Raw genomic sequence first — 11,952 nt, 5'->3', positions numbered from 1 at the left:
ATAAGATCACTGTTTGTATTACTCATCTTTTTGCTGGGGGGCTGCAGCAGCCAGCCTTCCCCCACCGCCTATCTCGACAAGGGGACAGCCATGGCGCTGCCTGCCCCCGTACTTGCCACCCCCTTCTATCGCCAGCAGTTGCTGACGGCCACTGTGGGTGAGGGTGCCCATCAGCTGATGACTGTGCTGGAGGCCGATGGCCGCCAGTTGACCCTGGTCGGCCTGACCCCGACCGGGATCCGGCTGTTTCGAGTGCGTTATGACCAGCAGGGCATAGCGACTCAACCACTGAGCCCGCTGCTCGTCACCGGCATGCCGCCCGTGACCCAGGTGCTGGCGGACGTCATGCTCTGCTACTGGTCACTGGCCAGCTGGCAGCCGCAGCTGCCGCCGGGCTGGACGCTGCGGGATGAAGGGCTGACGCGCCGGCTGCGCTCTCCCGATGGCGCTCTGGTCACCGAGATCGGGTACCAGGACAAGGGCGGCGTACGGGAGCCGGTCAGCCTGCAACAGCATGTGTTTCACTACCGTTTGCAGCTGGAGACCCTGTCCCAATGAGTTGTTATATCGCGGCCTACGGCCTCATTTCGGCATTGGGGGAGGGCAGGGATGCCAGCGCCGAGGCCCTGCTGGCCTGGCAGGCAGAGGGGAGCACGCCGCTCACCCGCCACAACCAGACCTTGCTGGATGGTCGCCTGACCCCGGTGGGGCGGGTCGAAGGTGCGCTGCCCGAGATACCGGCGGCGTTGGCCCCTTATGCCTCGCGCAACAACCGCCTGCTGCTGGCGGCGCTGGCGCAGATCCGCCCCGCTCTGGACAAGGCGCTGGCGGAGTTTGGCCCTGCGCGGGTAGGCTTGGTGCTCGGCACCAGCACAGCCGGGATCGGCGAGGCCGAGCTGGCGATCGCCGCCGCCCGGCGGGGGGAGGCAATTTCCCCGGCCTTTGACTATCGCCAGCAGGAGCTGGGCTCTCCGTCCGAATTTCTGGCCCGTTATCTCGACATCTCCGGGCCTGCCTACACCCTCTCCACCGCCTGCTCTTCCAGCGCCCGCGCCTTCATCAGCGGTCAGCGGATGCTGGCGGCCGGACTGGTGGATGCGGTGATCGTCGGTGGCGCCGACAGCCTGTGCGGCTTGACTATCAACGGTTTTGACAGCCTGGAGTCCCTCAGTGGCAAACTCTGCCAGCCATTCGACAACGGCCGCCAGGGCATCAACATAGGCGAGGGGGCTGCGCTGTTTTTGCTGAGCATACAGCCTGCGTCGCTGGCCTTGCTGGGGGCGGGCGAGTCGTCCGATGCCTGGCATATCTCGGCCCCTCATCCGGACGGCGTGGGGGCCGAGGCAGCCATGCAGATGGCGCTGGCTCAGGCCGGTATAGCGCCTGACCAGGTGGGTTATATCAACCTGCACGGCACGGCCACTCGCCTCAATGACGCCATGGAGAGCCAGGCCGTGCATCGCCTGTTCGGGGACAAGGTACCCTGCAGCTCCACCAAGCCGCTCACCGGCCATACCCTGGGCGCCGCTGGGGCCATCGAGGCCGCGCTCGCCTGTCTGCTGCTGGAGCGGGCCCTGCCGCTACCTATCCAGCGGATGACGACGGCGGACCCGGCGCTGGCACCCATCCGGCTGGTGAGTGGCGCCATTCGGCTGGCAGCGCCCCGGGTCCTCTCCAACTCCTTTGCCTTCGGTGGCAACAATGTCAGCCTGCTGTTTGGACTATCCCCCTCATGAATGAGCGCATACCGCTGCCCGCCATCGAGGCCCTGTTGCCCCATCAGGCCCCCATGCTGCTGCTTGACCACATCTGCACCGTGGATGCGAGCCAGGTGCGCTGCGAGACACGAGTCGGCCCCCGACACGCCTTGTTGCTCGATGGCGAGGGCCATTTGCCCGCCTGGGCAGGCATAGAGTTGATGGCCCAGACCATAGCCGCCTGGGCCGGCATGCAGGGGCGGTTGCGCGGCGAGCCAGTGCGCATCGGCATGCTGCTCGGTACCCGCAAGTACCGCTGCCAGCCCGCCCGCTTTGCGGCGGGAGCCCTGCTCACCATAGAGGCCAGCTGCCTGTTGCAAGACGGCGGCATGGCCAGTTTCGAATGCCGGATCCTGCAAGATGGGCAGGAGTGCGCCACTGCGCGCCTCTCGACCTATCAACCCGCACCCGGCGAATTATCCGATTTGTTAGCGTAAGGAAGCTTCATGATCTCTAGCGTATTGGTCACGGGCGCCAGCAAGGGGATAGGCCGCGCCATCGCCCTCAAGCTGGCCGCCGACGGTTTTCTCGTCGTCGTGCACTACCACGGCGACCGCGCCGGGGCCGAGGCTACCCTGGCGAGCCTGCAAGCCGCAGGGGGACAGGGGCGCCTGATCCAGTTCGACATCGCCGATCGCCAGGGTTGCCGCGAGCGGCTGGAAGCCGACATGGCCGAACATGGCGCCTATTACGGTGTGGTCTGCAACGCCGGCATCATACGTGACGGCGCCTTCCCCGCTCTCACCGACGAGGATTGGGATGGGGTGCTGCACACCAATCTGGACGGCTTCTACAACCTGCTCAAGCCCTGCATCATGCCGATGATAGGCCTGCGCCGGGGCGGCCGCATAGTGACCATCTCCTCGGTTTCCGGCCTGATGGGCAACCGTGGCCAGGTCAACTACAGCGCCGCCAAGGCGGGCATCATGGGGGCCACCAAGGCGCTGGCGCTGGAGCTGGCCAAGCGCAAGATCACGGTGAACTGCGTGGCGCCCGGCCTCATCGACACCGGCATGGTGGATGAAGAGGTGCAGGCGGAGGCGATGAAGCTGATCCCGCTCAAGCGTATGGGACAAGCCGACGAGGTGGCCGGGCTGGTCTCCTACCTGATGTCGGACATCGCCGGCTATGTCACGCGCCAGGTCATCTCCATCAACGGAGGCATGGTATGACGCGAATGCGACGGGTCTCTTGCCTGATGTCGGTTCAACATGGCGCTGTCTCTGTGGCACGCCAGCTTATCTCTGTGAATGGCGGTATGGTATGAAGCGGGTAGTAGTAACCGGCATGGCCGGGGTGACGGCGTTCGGTCAGGACTGGCCTAGCGTGCGGGCAAAGTTGCAGGCGGGGCGCAATGCGGTGGTGACCATGCCAGAGTGGGCCATCTACGAGGGACTCAATACCCGACTGGCGGCGCCCATTGCCGATTTTGTGCTGCCCGCCCGCTATCCGCGCAAGAAGACGCGGGCCATGGGGAGAGTCTCCCAGCTGGCGACCGTGGCCACCGAGCTGGCGCTGGCGCGGGCCGGACTGCTCGATCACCCTGTGCTGACCGGCGGTCGCACCGGTATCGCCTATGGCTCCTCCACCGGCAGCACGGATCCCATCCGCGCCTTCGGGGTCATGCTCAACGACAAGAGCACCGCCAGCATCACGGCCACCACCTATGTGCAGATGATGCCGCACACGGCGGCGGTCAATACCGGCCTCTTCTTCGGCCTGCGCGGGCGGGTGATCCCCACCTCCAGCGCCTGCACCTCCGGCAGCCAGGGTATTGGCTACGCCTACGAGTCGATCAAGCACGGCTACCAGACCCTGATGGTGGCCGGTGGGGCGGAGGAGCTCTGCCCGTCGGAGGCCGTGGTGTTCGATACCCTGTTTGCCACCAGCCAGATGAACGACAACCCCGAGCTGGCGCCACGGCCGTTCGATCGGCAGCGGGACGGGCTGGTGATTGGCGAGGGGGCGGGCACCCTGGTGCTGGAGGAGCTGGAACATGCGCAGGCGCGCGGGGCCACCATCATCGCCGAGCTGGTGGGGTTTGCCACCAACTGCGACGCCGCCCACGTGACCCAGCCCCAGCAGGAGACCATGCAGCTGTGCATGGAGATGGCGCTGGCCCAGGCCGGGCTCAAGGCCACCGACATTGGCTACATCAGCGCCCACGGCACGGCCACCGAGCGTGGCGACATAGCCGAGAGCCACGCCACCGCCGCCATCTTTGGCGACAAGACCCCCATATCGTCGCTGAAGAGCTTCTTCGGCCATACCCTGGGCGCCTGCGGTGCCATCGAGGCCTGGCTGTCGCTGGAGATGATGCAGGAGGGCTGGTTTGCCCCCACCATCAACCTGACCGAGCCGGATCCGGCCTGTGCCCCGCTGGATCATGTGGTGGGCAATGGCCGCGCGCTGGCGGTGGACTATCTGATGTCCAACAACTTCGCCTTCGGCGGCATCAACACCTCCCTCATCTTCAAACGCTGGTCCTGAAGCCATGCGCCTTGCCTGCGGGCAGGGCGCCTGTACAGCCTAGGTTTGGTCTTGATGAATTAAGATGCCTCCCATTTTTCGGGAGGCATAATGTCTGTTCCATCTGCTGTTTTCTCTGCTCAATCCCACCTGCGCCAAGGCTTCAATGCGCTCTTGCTGTCTACCCTTTTATTGGCGCTGCCCACACCTGCCATGGCCGATGATGAATTTAGGCTCGGCAACACCATGCTGCTCGGCGTCGGCGATCATCCGGCCATTATTCCCATCATCGTCTGCCGACCTGCCAAGTCCATCATGGTCAAGGCCGGACGGGAATTGACCCTTAACCGGGTCAAGGTGTTTTACGGCAATGATCGCAGCAAGACCCTCAATTTCGACAAGGATCTGAAAGAGGATCAGGAATCGGGGTGGAAGTCTCTCGGTAGCCGACTCTGCATCAAGCGGATCGAGGTCTATGGCAATTCAGAGGGGAGCAAGGCCGGGGTCAAGGTATACGGCCGCAAATAAACACCGCAAATAAGAAGTGGACGGGGATCTCCCCGTCCACTCAGGGCTTATTTCTTGGGGCGAAACGGCTTGATGACGGCTTCATTGCATTCGAGATAGGGCCCTTCCATCAGATCGATGCAGTAGGGGATGGCGGGGAAGACGGCATCCAGGCACTCGCGGATGGACTTGGGCTTGCCCGGCAGGTTGACGATGAGCGAGCTGCCGCGCAGGCCTGCGGTCTGGCGCGACAAAATGGCGGTCGGCACGAACTTGAGGGACTCGGCCCGCATCAGCTCGCCAAAGCCCGGCATCATGCGATCGCACACCGCCTCGGTGGCCTCGGGGGTTACATCCCGCTTGGCTGGGCCAGTGCCGCCCGTGGTGACGATGAGGCTGCACTGCTCCTGGTCCGCCAGCCGGATCAGGGTCGCCTCGATCTGATCCTGTTCATCCGGTATCACCTGATAGACGGGTTCCCACTCTGAGGTCAAATATGCGTTCAGCGTGTCTATGATGGCCTTGCCGGAGAGGTCTTCGTAGATGCCTGCACTGGCGCGATCGCTGACGGTGACGATGCCGATTCTTGCCTTGCTCATGGTCTGCTCTTGGTTGCCTGGAATAAGTGGCAAATAAAATAACATAATCAGTGAGATATGTTAAATGAGGTCAGGCGTTGGCGAGGCTGGGACACAACATTGAGTGTCGAATGACAAACAGTCGTGCCGACTCCCTTTCAATAAGACATAAGGCTTGGGTATTGTCGTCCTAAAAATGTATAAACGAATGCAGCAGCCATATTGATGATTAATTGGTTGATCCATAACGAATAAGAAAATAATCCACCGAGCAGCGGTCATTTTTTGGCGCAGTCAGCCTCGAAAGGCCGTGGTATGGATTGAACCTGGAGGGCAATCGTCTTATATAACTCATTATACGGTTGGTTGAATGCTGTACTGATCGTTGTTGTTTGAGTATCACCATGCAGCGGCTGGCCGCGGGAGGGCATATGGAGTTGCCTGATTTTGATACCTTGAGGCGACTGGCGGTGGCGGAGCCGGAGCGGCTCGACGAGTTGCTGCGCCAGCAAATAGAGGGGTTGATCGACCGGGTCCGTCCGGAGCAGCAGCAGCGATTGCGCGGCCTGCAGTTTCGTATCGACTGTCAGCGTCAATTGGCCAAGAATAATATGGATAGCTGTATTCGTATTGCGGCCATGATGCACGATTCCTTTTATTCCATGCGCAGCGAGATGATCCAGCTTAATGTCAATCTCTATGCCGACCAAGCCCCCATCTACAGAGAAAATAATGTGGTTTCTTTATTCGATTATTATCACAAGAAGAAATAAATATCCCCTTGATGGAATGGCTGAATATTATCCCGCATTGTATATTCTTCATCGGGTGAGGCCCGCTTGCTGACGTTAATTTATCTGGGGTGATTTGTAATATATTTGATGTATTTTCGTGGCGTTCACTGTTTTATTGAAAATTGATTATTGCCGTGATCGGTGTGGATGTATGGCGCCGACAGTTAGGCTAATATGGCGATACTTTAATTTTGCTACGACTCGAAGGGATTATGAGAAGTATCACACCAAGACGGGTGCTGTCGCGGGAGCAGCAGACAGAGATCACCCGTATCATCGTCAAGGTGGGCCAGATGCTGGCCCAGTTCGGAGCCGAGAGTCGCATCATAGAGCAGACCACGATCCGGCTCGGCATGGCGCTGGGGCTGGAGAGCGTCGAGATGGCCATCTCCTCCAGCGCCATAGTGCTCACCAGCCTCTATCAGGGCAGTTGCGTCACTACCACCCGCCGGGTGCGGGAGCACGGCATCAACATGCAGGTGGTGTGCGAGATCCAGCGCATCTGCATCATGGCGGAGAAGGAGCTGATCGGTGCGCGCGAGGTGCGTCAGCGGCTCGACGGCATAGTGCCGTTTCATTACCACCCCTGGCTGGTGGTGCCCATGGTGGGCCTCTCCTGCGGCGCCTTCAGTCTGCTGTTCGGCGGTGACTGGCCCATCTTCCTGGTGACCTGCCTCTCCTCCGCCGTGGCGATGCGAGTGCGCCAGCTGATCGCTCGCCACCACCACAGCCCGCTCATCAACTTTGCCGCAACCGGTTTCATCGCCACCCTGCTCTCCTCCAGTGCCACCTTCTTCAACTGGGGCGCCCAGCCCTATCTCGCCATGGCTGCCAGCGTGCTCTTGCTGGTGCCGGGCTTCCCGCTCATCAATGCGGTCTCCGACATGGTGAAGGGTTACTTCAACATGGGGCTGGCGCGCTGGGGTACGGCAACCCTGCTCACCATCAGCGCCGCTATTGGTATCATTCTGGCCATGTCGGTCACTGGTATCTGGGGGTGGAAGGTATGATGGATCTTGTCTGGTTGCTGGCCAAGGATGCCTTCTGGTCCTCCATTCCGGCGGTAGGGTTTGCCATGCTGTTCAACGTGCCGCCACGCATGTTGAAGTACTGCGCCATGGGCGGCGCCCTGGCCCATAGCCTGCGCACCCTGCTCATTCATTACGGCATGCCCATCGAGTGGGCCACCCTGGCGGCGGCGACCACGGTCGGTTTTGTCTGTGTCTACTGGTCCCGTCGGCTGCTGGCGCCGCGCCCTGTGTTCAGCGTCGCCTCCATCATCCCCATGATCCCGGGCAGCTATGCGTTCAAGGCGATGATCGCCGTGGTGGAGCTCAACATCTCCGGGGTGACCATGGACCTTATCCAGAGTGCGGTGGAGAACGGCCTCAAGGCACTGTTCATCGTGGGGGCCCTCAGTTTCGGTTTGGCGATCCCCTCCCTGGTCGTGTACCGTAACCGGCCCATTATTTGATAGACGGTGTGAGAGGCTGACCCCATGAAGATTTCCATGATTGCCGCCATGGCGCACGATCGCGTGATAGGCCTGGATAACCAGATGCCTTGGCACCTGCCGGCGGATCTGGCCCACTTCAAGCGGGTGACGCTGGGCAAGCCGGTGTTGATGGGGCGCAAGACCTTCGAATCCATTGGTCGGCCGCTGCCAGGGCGGCGCAATCTGGTGATCAGCCGCAACCCCGATTACCAGGCCGACGGGGTGGAGGTAGTCGATTCTGTCGAGGCCGCGTTGGCGCTGCTGGCAAGCGCCGGAAATGTGGACGAGCTGATGGTGATCGGCGGTGGTCATCTCTATGGCCAGCTGCTGCCACAGGCCGACAGCCTCTATCTGACCAGAATCGATCTGGCGGTGGCCGGGGATACCCGCTTCCCCGCCTTCGAGGAGGGCGAGTGGCATTGCGTTGAGCGCGAACCCCATGAGCCCGACGAGCAGAATCCTCACCCCTATTGCTTCGAAACCTGGCAGCGGCGCTGAACCACATTGAATAACCGTTGAAGCCGAAAGCCCCTTGTGCTGCACAGGGGGCTTTTTTCTTGCAACAAAGGGCTGTCCGGCAGGCAAGGCCTTTACCATTGCTGCGTTCAACCCCCCCTCCTATATACCCTCGTTTTTTGCCTACATATCATTAGGACTGTAAGGATTTTTCATGCCCTGCTGCCTGTTCGGGATCCTGCCTGGCGGCATCCCCCCGATCTGCCTGGTTGCCCCCTCCGATTCGCCTGTCAAAACACCAATGTGATTAGTTATCTAATAAAATAATCATGCTGGCATGGGTCATGCTTGTCGATTTATTGGTTTTTATTGCCAAAAATAAATGAATAAAATCAATTTGTTATGTTTTCATTGTTTTGTGTGGACTCCTATGGTTCTTTCGTTTTTATCAAAAATTGCTTAGTGTAGTAAATAATTGGTTGGCGTTCGGCAGGTTAATTACCAAGATGCCGACAATAAAAATAGGACAGTATGACAGTCAAACTCGAAGTCAAATCACTCTATAAAATCTTCGGAGAACAGCCGGAGAAAGTCTTCAAATTGCTGGAGAAAGGGCACGACCGTGCCAGCATTTTGAAAAAGACGGGCCAAACCCTGGGTGTGCATGGGGTGGATCTCGCCATCCACGAGGGAGAAATCTTCGTGGTAATGGGCTTGTCCGGTTCGGGCAAATCCACCCTGGTGCGTCTCTTCAACCGCCTTATCGAGCCGACCCGTGGTCAGGTATTGATCGACGGTGAGGACATCGCCGCCATCTCGGACAGCGAGCTGCGTCAGGTAAGGCGCAAGAAGATCAGCATGGTGTTCCAATCTTTCGCCCTCATGCCCCATCTGAGCGTGCTGGAAAATGCCGCCTTTGGTCTGGCGCTGGCCGGTGTACCGCTTCTCGAACGTCAGGAAAGTGCCCGCCAGGCACTCAATCAGGTGGGTCTGGGCCAGTGGGTGGACTCCTTCCCCGATGCCCTCTCCGGTGGCATGAAGCAAAGGGTCGGTCTGGCCCGCGCACTGGCCAATGACCCCGATATCCTGCTGATGGATGAGGCTTTCTCCGCGCTGGATCCGTTGATCCGCACCGAGATGCAGGATGAGCTGCTCAAGCTGCAGGCCAGCCATCAGCGCACCATCGTCTTTATCTCCCACGATCTGGATGAAGCGATGCGTATCGGTGATCGCATCGCCATCATGCAGGATGGTCAGGTGATCCAGGTCGGGACCCCCGACGAGATCCTGAGCCAACCGGCCAACGATTATGTGCGTGCCTTCTTTCGCGGCGTGGATCTGGCCAATGTGTTCAGTGCCCGCGATATCGTCAGCCGCAAGCAGATGCCGCTTATCAAGAAGCACACCACGGATGGGCCGGGCAACGCCCTGCGTCAGCTCAAGGATCAGGAGCGGGAGTTCGGTTACGTGGTGGATCGCAGTCGTCGCTTCCTCGGGGTCGTCTCGGTCGAGTCGCTCGGTCAGGCGGTGAAAAACAAAGGAAGCCTGGAGCAGGCCTTGCTGGCCGATATCCAGCCCATCCTGGGCGACACCTCGCTCAATGAACTCATCAGTCAGGTGGCCTCAGCGCCCTGTCAGGTGCCCGTGGTCGAGGAAGATGGCACCTACCTGGGCCTTATCTCCAAAGCCAACTTGCTGAACACCCTGGACAGGAGTACCCCGGTATGAATATCAAATCCTTTCATCGTCTGCTGACCGGCTTGCTGGCACTCTTGCTGCTGGCGAGTGCCCCCGTCCGGGCCGATGAGGCGCAGGCCGACCCCTGGGGTGCCTCTGCCTCCGCGACTGTTGCCACGGATCCCTGGGGCAGCACAGAGACTGAAGCCGCTGACTGGCAGAACCAGATTGAAGCGACGGATACCTCTGCGGCAGTCGACTGGCTGGATCCCTTCCAGCAGGCGCTGGTGCCGCTGGATGTCTGGGTGGAGAGCGGTATCGGCTGGCTGGTCGAGAACCTGCGTCCTGTGTTTCAGCTGATCCGGGCACCGGTAGAGGTCACTCTCAACGCCATGACCCATCTGCTGCAGACAGTGCCATCCACCCTGATGATGGGGATGATGGCCCTGATCGCCTGGCAGATGGTCAATGGTCGCATGGCCCTTGGCACCCTGCTCTCTCTCGTCGGGATCGGGCTCATAGGTGCCTGGTCCGATGCCATGGTGACCCTGTCGCTGGTGCTGACCTCGCTCTTCTTCTGCATCCTGATTGGCTTGCCAGTCGGCATTCTGCTGGCCCGTAGCGAGCGGTTGTCTACCTGGACCCGACCGCTGCTGGATGCCATGCAGACCACACCGGCTTTCGTCTACCTCATTCCCATCGTCATGTTGTTCGGTATCGGCAACGTGCCCGGCGTGGTGGTGACCGTCATCTTCGCCCTGCCACCCATGATCCGGCTGACCATGCTGGGGATCAGGCAAGTGCCTGAAGATCTGGTGGAGGCGGCCCACTCGTTTGGCGCCAGCCCCTCCCAGTTGCTGTTCAAGGTACAACTACCACTGGCCATGCCCACCATCATGGCCGGGGTCAATCAGACCCTGATGCTGGCACTCTCCATGGTAGTGATCGCCTCCATGATAGCGGTCGGTGGTCTGGGCCAGATGGTGTTGCGCGGCATAGGTCGCCTCGACATGGGGCTCGCCTCCATCGGTGGCCTTGGCATAGTGCTGCTGGCCATAGTGCTCGACCGTCTGACCCAGGCAATGGGGCAGCGGGATCGCAGCCACACAGGCCGCTGGTATCAACATGGTCCCGTGGCCCTGCTGATGCGCTTGCGTGGCCGTAGCAAATCTATTGATTACAAAGGAGTAAACGCATGAAACCCATTACCAGGACACTGACCCTGAGCACACTGTTGCTGAACTCCCTGTTACTGAGTTCTGTCGCCGTGGCCAGCGCTGAATTACCGGGGGAGGGGATCCGCGTTCAACCCTTGCAGAGCTCCCTGCCGGAAGAGACCTTCCAGACCCTGCTGGTCAGCAAGCTGATGGGCCGCCTGGGCTATGACGTCCAGCCTGTGCAGGAGGTGGACTACAACGTGGCCTACGCCTCGGTGGCACAAGGCGACGGCACCTTCCTGGCCTTTAACTGGATCCCGTTGCAAGACAACAAGTACGAACAGGCTGGCGGCGACAAGGTGTTCTTCCGCCAGGGCACCTATGTATCGGGCGCCGCCCAGGGTTACCTCATCGACAAGAAGACGGCAACCCAGTACGGCATCACCAATCTGGGACAGCTCAAGGATCCCAAGCTGGCGGCGCTGTTTGACGGCGATGGCGACGGCAAGGCGGATCTGGTGGGCTGCAACCCGGGTTGGGGCTGTGAAGAGGCCATCAATCATCATCTGGATGCGTTTGGTTTGACCCCGACCGTCACTCACAAGCAGGGCAACTACGCGGCCCTGATCGCCGACACCCGGGCCCGTTACCAGAGTGGCAAGCCGGTGCTCTACTACACCTGGACCCCCTACTGGCTGAGCAGCGAGCTGGTGCCGGGACGGGACGTGGTGTGGCTGGAAGTGCCTGCCAATGCCAAGGATGCAGTGCAGACCCGCCTGCCCAACGGCAAAGATTACGGCTTTACCGTGAATACCATGCACATAGTGGCCAACAAGGCGTTCGCCGAAGCCAATCCGGCGGCGGCCAAGTTGTTTAGCATCGTCAAGCTGCCCCTTAATGACATCAATATCCAGAACGGGCTCATGAACAAGGGTCAAAACACCCAGGCGGATGTAGAGCGCCATGTGATGGCCTGGCTCAAGGGGCATGATGCCCTGATCAATGACTGGTTGACCCAGGCGCGCGCTGCCGTGCAATAAGCGGATGGCGTGGCGGCGTGCA

At 60.5% G+C, this 11,952-nt stretch carries 14 protein-coding genes; 13 read left to right on the top strand and 1 reads right to left on the bottom strand.

What is annotated here, in order from left to right; all coding sequences use genetic code 11:
• The 6 genes from BN1128_RS05005 to BN1128_RS04980 all read left to right on the top strand — a co-directional run bounded on the left by BN1128_RS05005 (position 1) and on the right by BN1128_RS04980 (position 4,754).
• Positions 1 to 558: a DUF3261 domain-containing protein gene (locus tag BN1128_RS05005; protein WP_156140123.1), complete on the top strand. Its 558-nt coding sequence runs from the start codon at positions 1 to 3 to the stop codon at positions 556 to 558.
• Complete coding sequence (locus BN1128_RS05000; RefSeq protein WP_042866704.1) at positions 555 to 1,736, top strand: beta-ketoacyl-[acyl-carrier-protein] synthase family protein; 1,182 nt, start codon at positions 555 to 557, stop codon at positions 1,734 to 1,736. The genes BN1128_RS05005 and BN1128_RS05000 overlap by 4 nt, the downstream gene beginning before the upstream one ends.
• A complete protein-coding gene (locus BN1128_RS04995) occupies positions 1,733 to 2,194 on the top strand; it encodes a hotdog family protein (protein WP_042866701.1) in 462 nt (153 codons plus the stop codon). Before BN1128_RS05000 ends, BN1128_RS04995 begins: the two co-directional genes overlap by 4 nt.
• A gap of 9 nt (positions 2,195 to 2,203) precedes the next feature.
• Entirely contained in the window at positions 2,204 to 2,929 is a 726-nt protein-coding gene (locus BN1128_RS04990) for a 3-ketoacyl-ACP reductase FabG2 (RefSeq protein ID WP_042866700.1), read from the top strand.
• 91 nt (positions 2,930 to 3,020) lie between these two features.
• Positions 3,021 to 4,247, top strand: coding sequence for a beta-ketoacyl-ACP synthase (locus tag BN1128_RS04985; protein ID WP_042866699.1), 1,227 nt, complete (start codon positions 3,021 to 3,023; stop codon positions 4,245 to 4,247).
• A gap of 90 nt (positions 4,248 to 4,337) precedes the next feature.
• On the top strand, positions 4,338 to 4,754 hold the full coding sequence (locus tag BN1128_RS04980; protein ID WP_042866698.1) for a DUF2541 family protein: 417 nt from the start codon (positions 4,338 to 4,340) through the stop codon (positions 4,752 to 4,754).
• 47 nt (positions 4,755 to 4,801) lie between these two features.
• Here the strand turns inward: BN1128_RS04980 and mog are convergent, their stop codons facing one another.
• Positions 4,802 to 5,332, bottom strand: coding sequence for a molybdopterin adenylyltransferase (mog, locus tag BN1128_RS04975; RefSeq protein WP_042866696.1), 531 nt, complete (start codon positions 5,330 to 5,332; stop codon positions 4,802 to 4,804).
• A gap of 410 nt (positions 5,333 to 5,742) precedes the next feature.
• On the opposite strand from mog, the gene BN1128_RS04970 reads away from it, so the two are divergent.
• The 7 genes from BN1128_RS04970 to proX all read left to right on the top strand — a co-directional run bounded on the left by BN1128_RS04970 (position 5,743) and on the right by proX (position 11,930).
• Positions 5,743 to 6,084 carry a DUF3135 domain-containing protein gene (locus tag BN1128_RS04970; protein ID WP_042866795.1) on the top strand — a complete coding sequence of 114 codons (342 nt, stop codon included), beginning with the start codon at positions 5,743 to 5,745 and terminating at the stop codon, positions 6,082 to 6,084.
• A 233-nt stretch (positions 6,085 to 6,317) separates the two neighbouring features.
• Positions 6,318 to 7,115 (top strand): threonine/serine exporter family protein, encoded by a 798-nt coding sequence (locus tag BN1128_RS04965; RefSeq protein ID WP_042866695.1) that lies wholly within the window; start codon positions 6,318 to 6,320, stop codon positions 7,113 to 7,115.
• Entirely contained in the window at positions 7,112 to 7,579 is a 468-nt protein-coding gene (locus BN1128_RS04960) for a threonine/serine exporter family protein (RefSeq protein WP_042866694.1), read from the top strand. The genes BN1128_RS04965 and BN1128_RS04960 overlap by 4 nt, the downstream gene beginning before the upstream one ends.
• Positions 7,580 to 7,603: 24 nt before the next feature.
• A complete protein-coding gene (folA, locus tag BN1128_RS04955) occupies positions 7,604 to 8,098 on the top strand; it encodes a type 3 dihydrofolate reductase (RefSeq protein ID WP_042866693.1) in 495 nt (164 codons plus the stop codon).
• Between the two features lie 489 nt (positions 8,099 to 8,587).
• Positions 8,588 to 9,784, top strand: a complete 1,197-nt coding sequence (proV, locus tag BN1128_RS04950) for a glycine betaine/L-proline ABC transporter ATP-binding protein ProV (RefSeq protein ID WP_042866692.1) — start codon at positions 8,588 to 8,590, stop codon at positions 9,782 to 9,784.
• On the top strand, positions 9,781 to 10,932 hold the full coding sequence (gene proW / locus BN1128_RS04945; RefSeq protein WP_042866691.1) for a glycine betaine/L-proline ABC transporter permease ProW: 1,152 nt from the start codon (positions 9,781 to 9,783) through the stop codon (positions 10,930 to 10,932). The genes proV and proW overlap by 4 nt, the downstream gene beginning before the upstream one ends.
• The gene (gene proX, locus BN1128_RS04940) at positions 10,929 to 11,930 is read left to right on the top strand and encodes a glycine betaine/L-proline ABC transporter substrate-binding protein ProX (protein WP_042866690.1); all 1,002 of its coding nucleotides are present in this window, start codon (positions 10,929 to 10,931) and stop codon (positions 11,928 to 11,930) included. Before proW ends, proX begins: the two co-directional genes overlap by 4 nt.
• The last annotated feature ends 22 nt before the right edge of the window (positions 11,931 to 11,952 follow it).

It is taken from the genome of Aeromonas piscicola (assembly GCF_000820005.1).
Classification (GTDB): domain Bacteria; phylum Pseudomonadota; class Gammaproteobacteria; order Enterobacterales; family Aeromonadaceae; genus Aeromonas; species Aeromonas piscicola.
The sequence above is the reverse complement of the archived record's forward strand: the minus strand, read 5'-3'. Positions and strand labels throughout refer to the sequence as shown.

Bases quoted from the DNA above. Each gene is read 5' to 3' on its own strand.
- BN1128_RS04980 (WP_042866698.1), top strand. From the start codon at position 4,338: ATGTCTGTTCCATCTGCTGTTTTCTCTGCTCAATCCCACCTGCGCCAA.
- BN1128_RS04970 (WP_042866795.1), top strand. From the start codon at position 5,743: ATGGAGTTGCCTGATTTTGATACCTTGAGGCGACTGGCGGTGGCGGAG.
- BN1128_RS05000 (WP_042866704.1), top strand. From the start codon at position 555: ATGAGTTGTTATATCGCGGCCTACGGCCTCATTTCGGCATTGGGGGAG.
- proV (WP_042866692.1), top strand. From the start codon at position 8,588: ATGACAGTCAAACTCGAAGTCAAATCACTCTATAAAATCTTCGGAGAA.
- folA (WP_042866693.1), top strand. From the start codon at position 7,604: ATGAAGATTTCCATGATTGCCGCCATGGCGCACGATCGCGTGATAGGC.
- mog (WP_042866696.1), bottom strand. From the start codon at position 5,332: ATGAGCAAGGCAAGAATCGGCATCGTCACCGTCAGCGATCGCGCCAGT.
- BN1128_RS04985 (WP_042866699.1), top strand. From the start codon at position 3,021: ATGAAGCGGGTAGTAGTAACCGGCATGGCCGGGGTGACGGCGTTCGGT.
- BN1128_RS04990 (WP_042866700.1), top strand. From the start codon at position 2,204: ATGATCTCTAGCGTATTGGTCACGGGCGCCAGCAAGGGGATAGGCCGC.
- BN1128_RS04995 (WP_042866701.1), top strand. From the start codon at position 1,733: ATGAATGAGCGCATACCGCTGCCCGCCATCGAGGCCCTGTTGCCCCAT.
- proX (WP_042866690.1), top strand. From the start codon at position 10,929: ATGAAACCCATTACCAGGACACTGACCCTGAGCACACTGTTGCTGAAC.
- BN1128_RS04965 (WP_042866695.1), top strand. From the start codon at position 6,318: ATGAGAAGTATCACACCAAGACGGGTGCTGTCGCGGGAGCAGCAGACA.
- proW (WP_042866691.1), top strand. From the start codon at position 9,781: ATGAATATCAAATCCTTTCATCGTCTGCTGACCGGCTTGCTGGCACTC.
- BN1128_RS04960 (WP_042866694.1), top strand. From the start codon at position 7,112: ATGATGGATCTTGTCTGGTTGCTGGCCAAGGATGCCTTCTGGTCCTCC.